Raw genomic sequence first — 16,635 nt, 5'->3', positions numbered from 1 at the left:
TTTCTGATTAGTTTTGGTTTACCCTCGCAATACTTTCAGATTCCGGCTCCCCGCCGGGGACTGATTCCGCGATCCGTGGCCGCGATATTGCCCGGGTCTGCCCGTTTTCGATTGTTCTTTTAGCGAATCACGACGATGTCTACCCTCTACGAATCCACGCTCCGCTCGCTGCCGCTCCTCGGCCGCGGCAAGGTCCGCGACAACTACGCCGTGGGCGACGACAAGCTGCTGATCGTCACGACCGACCGCCTGTCGGCGTTCGACGTCATCATGGGCGAGCCGATTCCGCGCAAGGGCGAGGTGCTCAACCAGATGGCCGACTTCTGGTTCGAGAAGCTCAAGCACGTCGTGCCGAACCACCTCACGGGCATCGCGCCCGAGACGGTCGTGGCCGCCGACGAAGTCGATCAGGTCAAGGGCCGCGCCGTGGTGGTCAAGCGCCTCGAGCCGATCCTCGTGGAAGCCGTGGTGCGCGGCTATCTGGCCGGCAGCGGCTGGAAGGACTATCAGGCAACCGGCGCCGTATGCGGCGTGGCGCTGCCGCCGGGCCTGCAGAACGCGCAGAAGCTGCCCGAGCCGATCTTCACGCCGGCAGCCAAGGCCGAAATGGGCCACCACGACGAGAACATCACCTACGAAGAGATGGAGCGCCGCATCGGCACTGAGCTTTCGCGCACCATCAAAGAGATTTCGATCAAGCTGTACAAGGAAGCCGCCGACTACGCGGCCACGCGCGGCATCATCATCGCCGACACCAAGTTCGAGTTCGGTCTGGACAACAACGGCAAGCTTTATCTGATGGACGAAGCGCTCACCGCCGATTCGTCGCGTTTCTGGCCCGCCGACCAGTACCAGGTGGGCTCGAACCCGCCGTCGTTCGACAAGCAGTTCGTGCGCGACTGGCTCGAAACCCAGCCGTGGAAGAAAGAGCCGCCGGCGCCGAAGCTGCCCGACGACGTGCTGGCGAAGACGTCGGCTAAGTATCAGGAGGCGCTCGAGCGCCTCACGGGCCAGAAGCTCGCATAAAGCAGCGAAGAGGGAAGAAGGAAGCACAATGAGTGAAGTTCAGACTGCTCACCAGCACGCGGCGCCGCTCGTCGGCGTGTTGATGGGCTCCAGCTCCGACTGGGACACGATGAAGCACGCGGTCGCGATCCTGCAGGAATTCGGCGTCGCGTACGAGGCCAAGGTGGTCTCGGCGCACCGCATGCCCGACGAAATGTTCGAGTACGCGGAACGGGCACGCGAGCGCGGCCTGCGCGCGATCATCGCGGGCGCGGGCGGCGCGGCGCACCTGCCGGGCATGCTGGCGGCCAAGACCACGGTGCCGGTGCTCGGCGTGCCGGCGGTCAGCAAGTACCTGAAGGGCGTGGACTCGCTTCACTCGATCGTGCAGATGCCCAAGGGCGTGCCGGTCGCGACCTTCGCCATCGGCGAGGCGGGCGCGGCCAATGCGGCGCTGTTCGCCGTATCGATGCTGAGCGTGACCGATCCCGAATACGCGAACAAGCTCGCGGCCTTCCGCGTGCGCCAGAACGAAGCGGCGCACGCGATGGTGTTGCCGGCGCTTTGATTGCGTCGCGCGAAAGCGCATGAAGCGCGCTTGAAGTGACATCGTCGAGGGGCAAACTGGCGGGGCAGCGCGTTCCCGCCTGTGTGTGCTTCGACGTTAAACCCCGGTTTGGCCACGCGCGACGTTCCCCACGCGCCGCGGCCAGCCGCGACCGACCACGAAGATGACTCCTGACAACTCTCCGGTTTCACCGATCCTGCCCGGCGCATGGCTGGGCATGGTGGGTGGCGGCCAGCTCGGCCGCATGTTCTGCTTTGCCGCCCAGGCCATGGGCTATCGCGTCGCCGTGCTCGATCCCGATGCGACGAGCCCCGCCGGTGCGGTCGCCGATCGCCATATCTGCGCGCCCTACGACGACCCCGCCGCGCTCACCGAGCTTGCGCGTCTGTGCGCAGCCGTCTCGACCGAATTCGAGAATGTGCCTGCCGCAAGTCTCGACGCGCTCGCCAAGTCGACCTTCGTGAGCCCGGCCGGCCGCTGCGTGGCCGTCGCGCAGGACCGCATCGCGGAGAAGCGCTTTATCGCGGCGGCGGGCGTGCCGGTCGCGCCGCACGTGGTGATCGAGTCGCGCGAGGCGCTGGCAGCTATCGGCGACGAGGCGCTGGCCGCCGTGCTGCCGGGCATCCTCAAGACCGCGCGCATGGGCTACGACGGCAAAGGCCAGATTCGCGTGACCAACGCCCACGAAGTGCGCGAGGCGCATGCCTCGCTCGGCGGTGTGCCCTGCGTGCTGGAAAAGCGCCTGCCGCTGAAGCTCGAGGTGAGCGCGCTGATCGCGCGCGGCGTGAGCGGCGCGAGCGTGGTGTATCCGCTCGCGCAGAACGTGCACCGCGACGGCGTGCTGTCGCACACCATCGTGCCGGCGCCTGACGCGAGCGCGGCGCTCGTGCAGCAGGCGCAGCAGTCGGCGTTGCAGATCGCTGCGAAGCTCGGCTACGTGGGCGTGCTGTGCGTGGAGTTCTTCGTGCTCGAAGACGGCTCGCTCGTCGCCAACGAAATGGCGCCGCGTCCGCACAACTCGGGCCACTATACGACCGATGCGTGCGCGACGAGCCAGTTCGAGCAGCAGGTGCGCGCGATGACTGGCATGCCGCTCGGCGATCCGCGCCAGCACTCGCCGGCCGTGATGCTCAACATTCTCGGCGACGTGTGGTTTGCCGTGGGCGCGGGGGAGACCAAGGCCCAGAAAGGCGCTGCGCCCGTCACGCCGCCGTGGGACCAGGTCGCGGCGATGCCCTCCGCGCGCCTGCATCTGTACGGCAAGGAAGAGGCGCGTCCGGGCCGCAAGATGGGCCACGTGAATTTCACCGCGCCGACGCTCGACGAAGCGCGCACGGCCGCGCGCGATTGCGCGCGCCTGTTGCACATCGTCACGCGCTGAGCCGGGCCGCATCATGTCTGATCAGCAGCCAGGCCGCAACGTAACCACGGCCGAGATCGAAGCCGCCGCCGCATTGCTCGACGCGGGCGAGCTGGTCGCGTTTCCCACCGAAACGGTCTACGGCCTTGGCGGCGATGCGGCGAGCCCAGAGGCCGTCGCGCGCATCTATGCCGCGAAGGGCCGGCCCGCAAATCATCCGGTGATCGTGCATCTGCCGCCGGGCGGCGATCCGCAATACTGGGCCGCCGAATGGCCCGAGGCGGCGCAAAAGCTCGTCAACGCGTTCTGGCCCGGCCCGCTCACGCTTATCGTCAAGCGTCACGCGCGCATTCCCGACGCGGTAAGCGGCGGCCAGGATTCGGTGGGCCTGCGTTGCCCATCGCATCCGGTCGCGCAGCAACTGCTGGCCGCGTTCTCGAAGCGGCGCGGCGGCCATGGCGGCGTCGCGGCGCCCTCGGCGAACCGCTTCGGCCATGTGAGCCCGACCACGGCGCAGCACGTGCGCGACGAATTCGGCGCGACCGTGCATGTGCTCGATGGCGGGGCGTGCGATGTCGGCATCGAATCGACGATTCTCGACCTTTCGCGTGGCTTCCCGGCGCTGCTGCGCCCGGGCCACGTGAGCCCGCACGATATCGCGCGCGTGCTGGGCGAGGCGCCGCGCCTGCCCGATGGCTCGGACGCCACGGCGCCGCGCGCGTCGGGCACGCTCAAGGCGCATTACGCGCCGCGCACGCCGCTCGCGCTGCTGCCGTTCGAGGCGCTGGAGCCGCTGCTCGCGGCCGCGCGCGACGCGGGCGAGACGGTTGCGCTGGTGGCGCGCGGCTCGCGCGCCGGTGCATGGGCGAGCGCCGCGAACGTGCATTTCGTGGCCGCGCCGGAAGAGCCGCAGGCCTATGCGCGCGAGCTCTATGGTCTGCTGCGCGCGCTCGACCGCGCGAACGTCTCGCGCATCCTCATCGAGAAGCTTCCCGAGACCATCGAGTGGATCGCCGTGAACGACCGCCTGGGCCGCGCAGCTGCGGCGTTCGAAGCGCAGCAGGACTAACGCGCGATCCTCCGCGCTCGATAAAAATGAAAACACCCCACGACCTTGGCGGGCCGTGGGGTGTTTTTTTACGCCGGGAGGCCCGGCGCGGGTGGCCTGCGCGTGCTCTGTTACTGCGGTGCCTTGCCGATGCCCGCGGCAGCGAGCTGCGTTTCCACGAAGGTGGCGAACTGGGCGTGCAGCGAAGTGGTCGGGTGCACGAGATCCGCGAACATGTAGGTCGTGGGCGCGTTCGGGGTCGTGTAGGTCTGCGGCGAGCAGAACAGCGAGTCGCCGAAAGCCTGGCCGTATTGCTGCGCGGCGGCGTCGATGACCGACTGCGGCGTCGTCGCCGGGTTCAAGCCGAGCGTCGCCTGCGGATTGGCCAGTGCGTACTTGGTGGCGCTGGCCGCCATCTGCGTGATGTTGCAGCCCGTCCCCGTGTTCGTCACGGTGAAGCCGAGGCTCGCCGCATTCTGGATCGACTGGTCGATCCACGAGAACGTGTCGATCGGCAGGACCTTCTTGGCGGCGATCGACGGCTGGAGCCCCTTCAGCAGCGCGAGGTTGTAGACGGCGGAGATGAGCGAGAGCGCCTGGTCGGGCGCGTTCGCCGAGCCCGGCGTCGCGCCGACGGCCGCATCGGCCGTTATCGCAGCCGGCGTCTTGCCGACGTCGGGCACCGTCACGACCGCGACCTTGGGCGCGCCCGCGATCCGCGTGTTGACGATGGTGGCCAGCGTCGTGGCCGCCGTGACGATCGGCAGAACCGATGCGAAGTCGGTGGCGGCGTTCGGATCCGTCGTGATGATCTGCAGCGCGATGGCGGCCGGCACCAGCGCCTGGGCTTGAGTCTGCGTGAAGCCCTGCGCGACCAGCGACTGGACCGTCTTGGCCTGCGTGGCGGGATCGTTCACGAGCGTCGAGAACGGCGTGGCCGCGAGGGCCTTGCCGAACGCTGCGAGCCCTGCGCCATTGTTGTCGAGCAGCGCCAGGATTTCGTTTGCGCCGCCTTCGACGAGCACGAGCTGGTTCGCATTGAAGCTGCCGTGCTGTGCCAGGTACTGGCCGACCTGCCAGGTCACGGGCTGCTGGCTCGCGGTGGGAATCGGGGCGCTGGTGTTGGCCACGCCGCCGGTGGAGACCATTGCGCCGCCCTGCGCGTAGTCGAAGCCGCCCGAGGCCGTCAGCGGCAGGCCGAAGCCGCCTTCGAAGGCCGGCGTCATCGGACTGCCGAAGTACTCGGACACCTTCTGGGCCCAGACTTCGCCCGGATTGGTCGTGAAGCGGCCGCCGCCGAAGCCCGGCGTGATTTGCGGCGAATACGTGCCAGCGTCGGTGAGGCTCGTGCCGAATGCCACGACCTGCATGCTCACGCCGGACGGCGGCGGCGGTGGCGGCGTGCTCGAGTCGCTGCTGCTGCCGCCGCCGCATGCGGCGAGGAGCGCGAAAGCCGCGCTCGCGACAGCGATCTGGGTGGCGCGCACGAGCGTACGGTGTCTCGGTCCTTGTTGCTTCATATTCACTTCATCTCCTCTGTTGTGGCGTGTGTTGCCATTGCCTGCTGCCAGCTTTTAATCGTCAGACTACGCAATCTGTCAGGTCTTGCGCGATCCGATGTCACCCTCGGTGTTGTTTTCCGACACGTATGTGCGTATCGCAGCCAGGCCGGTTGCCGCGTGCGTGGCGTCGCGGCGCTCGCACCAGTCGGGCGGCGCGAACAGCGCGGCCAGCCGCGAGCGCCAGTCGGGCATGCGCGAGCAGTCGCGCGCCATCGCCAGCCATTCGTGAAAGCTCGCCTTAAGCGGGTTGTAGGTGTCGAGCGGCTTGACGATGCCGTAGATGGGCGGCGCGTGCGCGTCTTCCTCGACGTAGCTGCCGAACAGGCGATCCCAGATCGCAAGCACGCCTGCGTAATTACGATCGATGTACTGCGCATTGCGCGCGTGATGGATGCGGTGCATCGACGGCGTGTTGAACACGTACTCGAGCCAGCCGAGCTTGCCGACGGTTTGCGTATGCACGAAGAACTGGAACGCGAGATTGACGAGCACGATGCCGACGATCTGCATCGGCGGGAAGCCGATCACGGCGAGCGGGATCCAGAAGACCCACATGCCCGCGACCGGATACATGAGGCTCTGGCGGAACGCGGTGGAGAAGTTGAGCCGCTCCGACGAGTGATGGACGACGTGCGCGGCCCATAGCCATCGCACGCGATGGCTGGCGCGGTGGAACACGTAATAGAGCAGATCCTGCGCGGCGAACAGCGCGAGCCACGCGCCAATGCCGGGCTGCCACGAGACGATGCGCCAATGCTGGTAGACGTACGCGTAGACGGGAATGGCGACAAGCCAGGCGAGCTTGTCGGCGCCCTGATGCATGAGCGCGAGCGCGGCGTTGCAGAGCGTGTCGGGCCAGCTATAGAGCGCGGCGCCGGGGCGCGTGCGGGCGAGGTGCCACGCCTCCCAGCCGATGCAGGCGAGAAAGACGGGCGCGAGGGCGAGCAGCAGCCATTCAGCGTCGAACTGCACGAATCCCGTTCTCCTTGTCCCTTGAGCGGCGCTGGCGAGTCAGCGCCGCGTTGTTGTGTTTGTCTCGATAGGCATATTCCGACGCGCCAATCGACTGTGCCCGTCAGAGTACACGCCCGACGCGCACGGCGCGCGGGGCTTTGCTAGAGGAAAGCTTCGATCGGAGCGCCCGGCGTGAGGGGGATGGGGGAGAGAGAAGGAGGGATGCGCAGGCGCGGATTCGCGCATCGAATTTGTGCGGGAAGCGGGCGCGCCAGGACCGGCTGGCGCGCCCGGACGATCAATGCGCGCCGCGCGTCCGCTTCACGACCCTGGTGGTCTTTTCCGCTTTCGTGGCGTGCCTGGCTTTGGCCTTCGACGCACGCTTCGGATGCGGATCGACATACACGGGCTTCTCCTCCGGCATGCCCTGATAGACCCATTCGAGCAGCGCGTCGTGCGCGGCGCGCGCGGCTTCGGCGCGCGGATCGTTGATGAGGCTCACGACGATCCAGGTCTCGCCGTTCTGGGCGGCCACGTAGCCCGCGATCGCGCGCACGTCGCGCAGCGTGCCGGTCTTGATGTGCGCGTTGCCGTCGACGCCCGCGTTGTTCAGGCGATTGCGCATGGTGCCGTCCACGCCCGCGATCGGCAGCGAGTCGATGAACGGCTGCGCCACCGGGCTCGCATTGGCGGCTTGCAGCAGATTCGCGAGCGAGAGTGCGCTGATGTGCTCTTCGCGCGAGAGGCCGCAGCCGTTGTCGAGCACGAGATCGGGCATGTTCAGGCCGCTCTTGCGCAGGAACGCCGCGACGGCGGCTGCGGCCTTCGCCGTGGTCGCGGGCGGCTTTCCGGCGACCGCGCCGAGCGTGAGGAACAGATTGCGCGCCATCACGTTATTGCTGAACTTGTTGATGTCGTGCACGACGTCCGAGAGCGGCGGGCTTTGATGCACGGCGATCGGACGCGAGCGCGGCGGCACGACGCCTTCGCGCGTCGTCCCCTCGAAGCTGCCGCCGGCCTGCTGCCAGAGCGCGAGAAAGCCGTCGGCGAAGAAGGTGCTGTGATCGACGGGCGCGGCCATGTTGAGCGTGCGCTCGCCGCAGCGCGTCGCGTAGTTGCCCGCGAAGCTCGCCGTGACCACGCCGTTCGCGCCCGGCGTGACCTGCGGGCTCGGCAGCAGGCCGCCGCATTTGCCGCCGCGCTCGCGGATCTGGTTGTCGATCTGCCATTGCGCGACGGGCGGCACCACGTTGACCGACACGCCGTCGTGCGATGGTGCGAACGTGAACGAGACCGCCTTGAACGCGTACATCAGCGGATCGGGGCCGACGTTGTACGGTGCGCTGTCGTCGCCGTCGAACGAGGGCAGGTCGCGAGTAGACACGTCGAATTCGCTCTTGTCGAGCACGAGCGCGCCTTCGATGCGCACGATGCCGGTCGCGCGAATCTTCTGCACCAGATCGATCAGCTCTTCGGGAACGAGCTTCGGGTCGCCTGTGCCCTTGATATAGAGATTGCCGTGCAGCGTGCCGCTCGCGTCCACTTCGCCGTCGGTGTAGGCGCTGGTCTTCCAGCGGTAGTCGGGCCCGAGCATCGAGAGGCCGCTCCAGGTGGTGACGAGCTTCATCGTCGAGGCGGGCATCATCGGCTGGCCCGCGTTGACGGCCACGCTCGGCTGTCGGTCGCCCACTTTCTCGATCACCACGCTCACCGACGAAAGCGGTACGTGTGCGCGCTCGAGCCCTGCCATCACGCCCGGCGGCAGGACGGTGCTGACGTTGACGGCGGGCACGCGCCCACCCTGGTGCTGGGCGGGCAGCGGTTCGCCCTGGGCTTGCGCCAGGGCCGGCGTGCCGGCAAAGGAGGTGGCGAGCGCCGCGCAGGCGAGGATGAGCGCGAGGGGGCGAGTAAATTGACGTGCAAGCGAACGAGGGGTGTTCGGGCAGAACCGGGTACGTAGACGGGACAGCGAGATGGGCAGCAAAACGGGCGGCATGAAGAGCGTTGGACGAGAAAGGGGGCGTTCGCATCGCGGCGCCGCGCGCCGCAAAAGCGCACATTGTAAAGACCTCGCGTGGCGTGCGCGCATCGCCGGCGAGAAATGTGGGAAAAGGTCGCGCGGGCGCAGGGCTGGACCACCCATGCACGCGCGTCGTTCTCGCGGGTGGTGCGGGGCGAGGCGCTAGAATGCAGCCATCTTCATTCACTTCGAGCTTCAAGCGCGGTGCCGCGAGCGCCGCCTTGCCAATTCATTACGATGCGCATACTGCTAGTCGAAGATGACCGCATGATCGCCGAGGGCGTGCGCAAGGCGCTGCGCGGCGAAGGCTTCGCGGTCGACTGGGTCGAGGACGGCGAGGCCGCGCTCTCGGTCGCGAGCGCCGACTCCTACGATCTGATCCTGCTCGATCTCGGGCTGCCCAAGCGCGATGGCCTCGACGTGCTGCGCACCTTGCGTGCGCGCGGCGTGGCGCTGCCGGTGCTGATCCTCACCGCGCGCGACGCCATCGCCGACCGCGTGAAAGGTCTCGATGCCGGCGCCGACGACTACCTCATCAAGCCCTTCGATCTCGACGAACTGGGCGCGCGCATGCGCGCGCTGATCCGCCGCCAGTCGGGCCGCAGCGAGTCCACGATCCGCCACGGCTCGATCACGCTCGATCCCGCCTCGCACCAGGTGACTCAGGACGGCGCGCCCGTCGCGCTCTCGGCGCGCGAGTTCGCGTTGCTGGAGGCGCTGCTCGCGCGTCCCGGCGCGGTGCTCTCCAAGACCCAGCTCGAAGAGAAGATGTACGGCTGGGGCGAGGAGATCGGCAGCAACACGGTCGAGGTCTACATCCACGCGCTGCGCAAGAAGCTCGGCGCCGACCTGATCCGCAACGTGCGCGGCCTCGGCTACATGATCGCGAAAGACGCGTGAGGACGAGCGCCCGCTTGATGAGTTCCGAATGAGTTCGATCCGACGACAACTGCTGTTCTGGCTGCTCGCGATCGTGGTCGCGGGCGTGGGCCTCGCGGGCTGGCTGATCTACCGCCAGGCGCTCGCCGAAGCCAATGAGCTGTTCGATTACCAGTTGCAGGAGATTGCCGCTGCGCTGCCTTCCGAGCCGTTCAACGAGATTCTAAGCTCGCGCGACACCGGCACCGAGGGCATCGTTCTGCAGATCTGGAACCGCAACGGCGAGCTGATGTACTACTCGCATCCGCGCGCGCCGCTCGCGCCGCGCGCGGAGCTCGGCTTTTCGACCGAGCGCACCGACCGCGGCGACTGGCGCGTCTATGGCGCGATCGTCGGCGACAACGTCGTGCAGCTCGCCCAGCCAATGACGGTGCGCAACCGGCTCGCCGCAAACGTCGCGCTGCGCACGCTCTGGCCGCTGATCGTCCTGCTGCCGTTCCTCGGGCTCGCCGTGTGGCAGGTGGTGGGGCGCGGACTCAAGCCGCTTTCGCGCGTGGCGCTCGCGCTCGATACGCGCCACCCCGAGGCGCTCGAGCCGCTGCCCGAGCAGCGCCTGCCGCGTGAAGTGATGCCGCTCGTGCATGCGCTCAACGCGCTGCTCGAACGCCTTGCCCAGGCGCTCGATACACAAAAGGCCTTCGTGGCCGACGCCGCGCACGAACTGCGCACGCCGCTCGCGGCGGTGCAGATTCAGGCGCAACTCGTTGCGCGCGCAAGGGATGATGAAACGCGCCGCGAAGCGCTCGTCGATCTGCAAGCGGGCGTGACGCGCGCCACGCGTCTTGCCGAGCAACTGCTTGCGCTCGCGCGCTCGGAGCCCGACGGCCACGCGCGTGAGCAAAGCGTCGACCTGCATGCGCTGCTAGATGATTGCGTGCTCAACTATGCGCCGCTCGCGCAGCAGCGCGGCGTGGATCTCGGCATCGAGGAGAGCGTCGACGCGCACGTGCATGGCGATGCCGACGCCTTGCGCGTGATGTTCAACAACCTGCTCGACAACGCGACGAAATACACGCCCGCGGGTGGCCGCGTGGACGTGAGCCTGATCGTGGACGATGGCCATCCGCTCGTGCGCATCGACGACAGCGGGCCAGGCATTCCCGTCGACGAACGCTCGCGCGTGTTCGATCGCTTTTATCGCGTGGGTGCGAGCGCGAGCCGCGCGCCAACGGACGTATCGGGCACGGGGCTCGGTCTTGCGATCGTGCGCCGCATTGCCGACCAGCACGAGGCCACCATCACGCTCGGTGATTCGCCGGCGAGCGGGTTGCGGGTGGACGTGCGGTTTTGAGATCGCGAGTCATTTCGGAAATCCCGCAATCGCCCGGTGCACGGGCGTTTGCGGCGAAGTTCCCCGCTTAAGACTCCTTTAAGCGATAGCGCTTAATCTTCGTTACGTCGTGACAGTATCCCGCGCAAGGAGTCCGCTATGAATACCAAAGTCTTTACCCGCAGTGCCGTGGCCATTGCCGTTGCAGTCGCGTTGTCGGCGGGCTATGTGGCCGGGCGCCGCGACGTGCCGCCGCCGCAGGTGATCACCCCGGCGCAGGCCGCGATGATGCCCGCCGAGGCCGCTGCCAAGACCGGCATTCCGGACTTCTCGGGCCTCGTGGAAACCTACGGCCCGGCCGTCGTCAACATCAGTGCGAAGCATGTGGTGAAGCAGGCCTCCATGCGCGGCGGGGCGCAGCAACTGCCGATCGATCCGGGCGATCCGTTCTACCAGTTCTTCAAGCACTTCTACGGCGGCGTGCCCGGCATGGGCGGCGACGGCGGCGGCATGCAGCCCGACACGCCTAGCTCGAGTCTCGGCTCGGGCTTCGTCATCAGCCCGGACGGCTACATTCTCACGAACGCGCACGTTGTGGACGGCGCGAACGTCGTGACCGTGAAGCTCACCGACAAGCGCGAATTCAAGGCCAAGGTCGTGGGCGCGGACAAGCAGTCCGACGTCGCCGTGCTCAAGATCGACGCGAAGGATCTGCCCACCGTGAAGATCGGCGACCCGCGCCAGAGCAAGGTCGGCCAGTGGGTGGTGGCGATCGGCTCGCCGTATGGCTTCGACAACACCGTGACCTCGGGCATCATCAGCGCGAAGTCGCGCTCGCTGCCCGACGAGAACTACACGCCATTCATCCAGACCGACGTGCCGGTGAACCCCGGCAACTCGGGCGGCCCGCTGTTCAATCTGCAGGGCGAAGTCATCGGCATCAACTCGATGATCTATTCGCAGACGGGCGGCTTCCAGGGCCTTTCGTTCGCAATCCCGATCAATGAGGCCATGAAGGTCAAGGACGAACTCGTCAAGACCGGTCATGTGAGCCGCGGCCGCCTCGGCGTGGCCGTGCAGTCGATGAACCAGACGCTCGCCGACTCGTTCGGCATGGACAAGCCGCGCGGCGCGCTGGTGAGTTCGGTGGACGCAAGCGGTCCGGCCGCGAAGGCGGGCCTGAAGCCCGGCGATGTGATTCTTGCCGTGAACGGCCAGGCGGTGGGCGATTCGGTCGACCTGCCTTCGCTGATCGCGGGCATGAAGCCGGGCACGAAGGCCGACATTCAGGTTTGGCGCGACAAGTCGACCAAGGACTTCACGGCGACCATCGGCGCGCTCACCGACAGCAAGCTCGCCTCGAACGACACGCCTCAGTCGCAGATGCAGGGGCGCCTCGGTGTTGCGGTGCGCCCGCTCTCGCCGCAAGAGAAGGGCAATGGCTCGATCGATCACGGCTTGCTGGTCGAGCAGGCGTCCGGCGCCGCGGAAAATGCCGGCATCCAGCCCGGCGACGTGATTCTCGCGGTGAACGGCCGCGCAGTGACGAGCCCCGACCAGCTCAAGCAGATGATCGCGCAAGCGGGTAACAGCATCGCACTCCTGATTCAGCGCGACGACGCGCAGATCTTCGTGCCGGTCGATCTCGGCTGAGCGCGGACCCTATTTTTTCACTGCCGCCGTGGGCTTCGCGCCCCGGCGGTAGTTTTCTTTTCAGCGTGTTGTTCATGCCTCACGAGTTGGGCATGCATTTTGCGCCGGTTCGATACCGAGGCAATTTGTAAGGAGCATTCACGATGAAGAGGTTCCATCAAACGCGTCCAGTTCTTTCGATCGTTGCGATTGCGGCGACCCTGACACTCGGTTTCGCGGGCGTCGCGGCAGCGCAGCAAGGCAGCGCGCCGGTGCAGCAGGTGCCGATGCCGCAAGAGAACGCGCCGGCGCAGCAAATGCCGGCGCAGCAAATGCCGGCGCAGCAAATGCCGATGCAGCAAGCACCAATGCAGCAAGCACCAATGCAGCAAATGCCAGCGCAGCAAGCGCCGATGCAGCCGATGCCAGCCCAGCAAGGCGGCGCCCACGGTGCAGTGAACGGCATGAATCCCGCGAACGGCGCAGTGGGCGGTTCGAGCACCGATATGTCGAGCGCCGGCAACACCAACGGCGGCGGCATGCCGCAAGTGCAGCAGCAAGGCAGCGTGGAGTTCGTGTCGGGCGGTGTCGGCCTCGACGAATCGAAGGCGCTGCAAGCGGCTCGGTCGCAGTGGCCGCTTTCCTTGCGCTTCACCGACCGCAGCGCCGAATTCCTTGCCGACGTGCGCGTGCAGATCGTCGACGCCCGTGGCGCGAGCGTGCTCGATGCGACTGCGCGCGGGCCGTACATGCTCGTGCGCGTGCGCCCGGGGCGCTATACCGTGCACGCGAGCCACAACGGCATCGACAAGACCAGTGCCGTGACGGTGGGCTCGAATGGCAGCGCCCGCGCATCGTTCATCTGGTAAGCCCTGGCGGCACGCGGCAGCCGAATTCGCGCAAGCCCCCGGAGTTTCGCGGATAATGAAAACCACGGACTTGCCGTGAATTTCCTGGCACCGCTGCCGCGCGACCGGACCTTTTCGCCCCGGCGTGGCTGGGCCGGCAAGTTGACGATAGAACCGGCACGCCGTGCCGGGTGAGGCGCCGCGCGAAAGCGCGGCGGCGCCCATCGCTCAGGGAGCAGACCATGACGGTCGAACCGGATACCGGCCATCGCATCGACATCGTCGTGAACCGTCACCGCGTGCGCGTGATCCACGGCGGCATCACGATTGCCGATACGCTCGCGGCGCTCACGCTCGTCGAGACCGGCAATCCGGACGTGTTTTACTTCCCGCGCGCCGACGTGAACATGGCGCGGCTCGAACGCTCCACACGCACCGAAGCCTGCCCGCATAAGGGCAAGGCGTCCTTTTACCACCTGCGCACCGAGGATGGCTGCGTCGAGGACGCCGCATGGAGCTACGAGACGCCACTCGAGGCGGTGCGCGGCATCAAGGCTTATCTGGCGTTTCACGCCGGGCGCGTGGACCGCATCGATCAGACCTCCTGAGAAAGCGCCCGAGCGCTCGACTATTGATTGCCGTTTGATGCTCTCACCCGCCGAACGACCTGAAGGAACTTCTCGAACCGCCACCGGGGAGCCGCCATGGAACTGAACGATGCGTTGAGGATTCCGCTCGAGCCGTCTGCCGTCTGGCAGGCGCTGCAGGAGGTCGCGCTCGTGCGGGCGAGTCTGGAGCATTGCGAGTCGTTCAGGCGGCTCGGCCCCGGCGAGTATGCGATCACGCTGACCGTGCCACTCGGACCGCTGCGCGCGCGTTACGAAGTGCGCGCTCACATCGCCAGCGACGTTGCGACGGTGCCGCTCACGCCGCGCCGGGTGCTGAGCTTTCGCGCGCGCGCCGACGGCATCGGTTCGCTGCGCGGCCAGATCGACGTCGCACTGCGCGAGGAGGAACCGGCCGCGATGGGCAAGGGCGCGAGCACGCGCATCGACTATTCGGTGTGGGCCACGCTGACCGGGCCGCTGGGCGAACTGCCGCCGCGTCAGATCGAAAACGCGCTCCACGAACTCGCCGATGAGTTCTTCACCGAATTTTGCGCCGTGGTTGCGGCCAAGCATGGGCGGGCGCCGAACCGCGCGCGTGGCGAGGCGCCCCGGCGTCAGCATGTGTTTTTGCGGCCCATCAATCTCGCGGCGGTCGCGCGGCGTGCGCATCTGCTCCCGCAAGCGGGCGGCACGCTCTCGGGCCGCGCCGCGGGCACGCTTCATCACGAGCCTGCGCCGCACGTGATGCCGAACTGGGTTTGGGCCGCGATGATCTTTTTCGTCGCGCTGCTGTTTTACGTCGCGCGGCGTCTTGCGGAAGGCTGAGGCGGCGCGGCTTCACATCACCCTCACATTCTTTCACGTCCCCCGGAACTCCCGTCGCCATGCCGACGGCGAGGTCCTGAATGCCTCCACGAAATGCTGGCGCAGCGACGCGGCCGAACCAAAGCCCGCGCCCTGCGCGATGGCGTCGATCGGCTGGTCGGTGGTTTCGAGCAGTTGCTGCGCGCGGGCGAGCCGCTCGCCGAGCAGCCACGCGCTCACGGTGGCGCCTGTCGTCAGGCGGAATTGGCGGGTGAAGGTGCGGCGGCTCATGAGCGCGCGCTGCGCAAGCGAGTCGAGCGTATGCGGCGTGTCGAGATGAGCGCGGATCCAGTCGAGCAGGCTCGAGAGCCGGTCGCCGCGCCCGCGCGCCGCCACGGGTTGCTGCACGTACTGCGCCTGGCTGCCCTGGCGATGCGGCGGCACCACTAACCGCCGCGCCACGTAGTTGGCCGCCTGCGTGCCGGCGAGGCGCCGCAGCAGATGCAGGCAGCAGTCGAGACCCGCTGCCGTACCCGCCGAAGTGAGGATGTCGCCGTCGTCGACATAGAGGACATCGGGATCGAAGCGCACTTGCGGGAACTGGCGCGCGAAGGCGTCCGCGGCGGCCCAGTGCGTGGTGGCCGGGCGGCCGTCGAGCAAGCCCGCGTGCGCGAGCACGAAGGCGCCGAAACACAGGCCCACGAGCACCGCGCCGCGTGCGTGCGCCGCGCGCAGCGCTTCGCACAGCGCGCCGGGCGGCACTTCTTCGGCATCGCGCCAGCTTGGCACGACGACCACATCGGCGTGTTCGAGCGCTTCGAGGCCGCAGGACGCGCCGATCGTAAAGCCGGCCGTCGTCGCGAGCGGCCCCGGTTCCGCGGCGCAGACGATCAACTCGAACGGCGGCACGCCGCCTTCGGGGCGCGGTTCGCCAAACACGATGCACGGCACCGAGAGATGAAACGGGATGATGCGATCGAACGCGACCACGGCAATGCGGCGCGCGGCCGGCGCTGCTGCGGGCGTTGGGGTTGTCGTTGACGCTGTTGCGGTGGGTGCGGTGGCCGGCGTCGGGGTACGGGGAGCGGTGGGCATCGATCGCCTTGCGAGTCGGGGGGGAGTGAGCACGTATCATTCGCCCAGGTTTGGCCCAATTCTATCGAAAGTTGTCATTTGGGCCACTGTGCACGTCCGATGCGCCACCCGAGAATGCCTCCATCGCAGCCGGGTTGCCTGGCCGGCCGCGGATTCCATCGAGTTTCCATCCGGATTTCCCCCGGTTTTCTCGCCAGGCTCATATCGAAGAAGGAGGTATCGCCATGTCCGCAACTCCCCGCCGTGCGCTGATCATCATCGACGTGCAAAACGAATACGTCACCGGCGACCTGCCGATCGAATACCCGGACGTGCAGACGTCGCTCGCCAACGTGGGCCGCGCGATCGATGCCGCACGCGCCGCTGGCGTGCCGGTCGTGGTGGTGCAGAACTTCGCGCCCGTCGGGTCGCCGCTGTTCGCGCGCGGCAGCGTCGGCGCCGAGCTGCACCCCGTGGTGGCTTCGCGCCAGCGCGATCATTACGTGGAAAAGGCGTTGCCGAGCGCCTTCGCGGGCACCGATCTCTCCGCATGGCTCGCCGCGCACCACATTGACACGCTGGCCGTTGCCGGCTACATGACGCACAACTGCGACGCGTCCACGGTGTTCGATGCGACGCACGCGGGCCTCGCGGTCGAGTTCCTCGAGGACGCCTCGGGCTCGGTGCCCTACGAAAACGCGGCGGGCGCGGCGAGTGCCGAGGAGATCCATCGCGTGTTCAAGGTCGTGATGCACTCGCGCTTCGCGGCGGTCGCGAGCACCGATGCCTGGATTGCCGCGCTCGAAACGGGCGTGCCGCTGGAGCGCGACAACATTTACGCCTCGAATCAGCGCGCGCGGGCCAGCCAGGTGGCGGCTTGATATGGCAGTGATGCCGGATTGATGCCGGACTGATCCCGGCAGGCGGAGGCAGAGCGTCCTCG

Annotated in this window: 15 protein-coding genes; 11 read left to right on the top strand and 4 right to left on the bottom strand. The window is 67.5% G+C overall.

The genetic code is table 11. The features are described from left to right. The first annotated feature begins 135 nt into the window (after nt 1–135). The 4 genes from P5W98_RS11755 to P5W98_RS11740 all read left to right on the top strand — a co-directional run bounded on the left by P5W98_RS11755 (nt 136) and on the right by P5W98_RS11740 (nt 4,002). Nucleotides 136–1,026, top strand: coding sequence for a phosphoribosylaminoimidazolesuccinocarboxamide synthase (locus tag P5W98_RS11755; protein WP_421024680.1), 891 nt, complete (start codon nt 136–138; stop codon nt 1,024–1,026). Between the two features lie 28 nt (nt 1,027–1,054). Beyond that, nucleotides 1,055–1,573, top strand: a complete 519-nt coding sequence (gene purE, locus P5W98_RS11750) for a 5-(carboxyamino)imidazole ribonucleotide mutase (protein WP_238462633.1) — start codon at nt 1,055–1,057, stop codon at nt 1,571–1,573. A gap of 163 nt (nt 1,574–1,736) precedes the next feature. Continuing rightward, nucleotides 1,737–2,954 carry a 5-(carboxyamino)imidazole ribonucleotide synthase gene (locus tag P5W98_RS11745; RefSeq protein WP_421024679.1) on the top strand — a complete coding sequence of 406 codons (1,218 nt, stop codon included), beginning with the start codon at nt 1,737–1,739 and terminating at the stop codon, nt 2,952–2,954. A 13-nt stretch (nt 2,955–2,967) separates the two neighbouring features. Further along, nucleotides 2,968–4,002, top strand: coding sequence for an L-threonylcarbamoyladenylate synthase (locus P5W98_RS11740; RefSeq protein ID WP_421024678.1), 1,035 nt, complete (start codon nt 2,968–2,970; stop codon nt 4,000–4,002). A gap of 110 nt (nt 4,003–4,112) precedes the next feature. On the opposite strand, the gene P5W98_RS11735 is transcribed toward P5W98_RS11740, so the two are convergent. The 3 genes from P5W98_RS11735 to dacB all read right to left on the bottom strand — a co-directional run bounded on the left by P5W98_RS11735 (nt 4,113) and on the right by dacB (nt 8,472). Then, entirely contained in the window at nt 4,113–5,501 is a 1,389-nt protein-coding gene (locus tag P5W98_RS11735) for an acylhydrolase (protein WP_421024677.1), read from the bottom strand. Nucleotides 5,502–5,579: 78 nt separating this feature from the next. After that, nucleotides 5,580–6,515, bottom strand: a complete 936-nt coding sequence (locus P5W98_RS11730; RefSeq protein ID WP_421024676.1) for a sterol desaturase family protein — start codon at nt 6,513–6,515, stop codon at nt 5,580–5,582. A 280-nt stretch (nt 6,516–6,795) separates the two neighbouring features. Further along, nucleotides 6,796–8,472 (bottom strand): D-alanyl-D-alanine carboxypeptidase/D-alanyl-D-alanine endopeptidase, encoded by a 1,677-nt coding sequence (dacB, locus tag P5W98_RS11725; protein WP_434715465.1) that lies wholly within the window; start codon nt 8,470–8,472, stop codon nt 6,796–6,798. Nucleotides 8,473–8,754: 282 nt separating this feature from the next. Between dacB and P5W98_RS11720 the strand changes: the two genes are divergently transcribed. The 6 genes from P5W98_RS11720 (at nt 8,755) to P5W98_RS11695 (ending at nt 14,639) form a co-directional block, all read left to right on the top strand. Further along, on the top strand, nt 8,755–9,417 hold the full coding sequence (locus P5W98_RS11720; RefSeq protein WP_035532497.1) for a response regulator: 663 nt from the start codon (nt 8,755–8,757) through the stop codon (nt 9,415–9,417). Nucleotides 9,418–9,445: 28 nt separating this feature from the next. After that, nucleotides 9,446–10,747, top strand: a complete 1,302-nt coding sequence (locus P5W98_RS11715) for an ATP-binding protein (protein ID WP_421024674.1) — start codon at nt 9,446–9,448, stop codon at nt 10,745–10,747. Nucleotides 10,748–10,885: 138 nt separating this feature from the next. Next, nucleotides 10,886–12,379, top strand: a complete 1,494-nt coding sequence (locus tag P5W98_RS11710) for a DegQ family serine endoprotease (RefSeq protein ID WP_421024673.1) — start codon at nt 10,886–10,888, stop codon at nt 12,377–12,379. 401 nt (nt 12,380–12,780) lie between these two features. Beyond that, a complete protein-coding gene (locus tag P5W98_RS11705) occupies nt 12,781–13,227 on the top strand; it encodes a carboxypeptidase regulatory-like domain-containing protein (protein ID WP_421025263.1) in 447 nt (148 codons plus the stop codon). A 221-nt stretch (nt 13,228–13,448) separates the two neighbouring features. After that, nucleotides 13,449–13,814, top strand: coding sequence for a DUF427 domain-containing protein (locus P5W98_RS11700; RefSeq protein WP_421024672.1), 366 nt, complete (start codon nt 13,449–13,451; stop codon nt 13,812–13,814). A 96-nt stretch (nt 13,815–13,910) separates the two neighbouring features. Continuing rightward, on the top strand, nt 13,911–14,639 hold the full coding sequence (locus P5W98_RS11695) for a CoxG family protein (protein WP_421024671.1): 729 nt from the start codon (nt 13,911–13,913) through the stop codon (nt 14,637–14,639). A gap of 33 nt (nt 14,640–14,672) precedes the next feature. Here the strand turns inward: P5W98_RS11695 and P5W98_RS11690 are convergent, their stop codons facing one another. Beyond that, nucleotides 14,673–15,713 (bottom strand): helix-turn-helix domain-containing protein, encoded by a 1,041-nt coding sequence (locus P5W98_RS11690; protein WP_421024670.1) that lies wholly within the window; start codon nt 15,711–15,713, stop codon nt 14,673–14,675. 224 nt (nt 15,714–15,937) lie between these two features. Between P5W98_RS11690 and P5W98_RS11685 the strand changes: the two genes are divergently transcribed. Continuing rightward, nucleotides 15,938–16,573 carry a cysteine hydrolase family protein gene (locus P5W98_RS11685; protein ID WP_421024669.1) on the top strand — a complete coding sequence of 212 codons (636 nt, stop codon included), beginning with the start codon at nt 15,938–15,940 and terminating at the stop codon, nt 16,571–16,573. Nucleotides 16,574–16,635: the final 62 nt, after the last annotated feature.

Source organism: Paraburkholderia sp. A1BS-2L, from assembly GCF_051125205.1.
Classification (GTDB): domain Bacteria; phylum Pseudomonadota; class Gammaproteobacteria; order Burkholderiales; family Burkholderiaceae; genus Paraburkholderia.
Note: the sequence above shows the minus strand (reverse complement) of the source record. Positions and strands in the feature narration are given on the sequence as shown.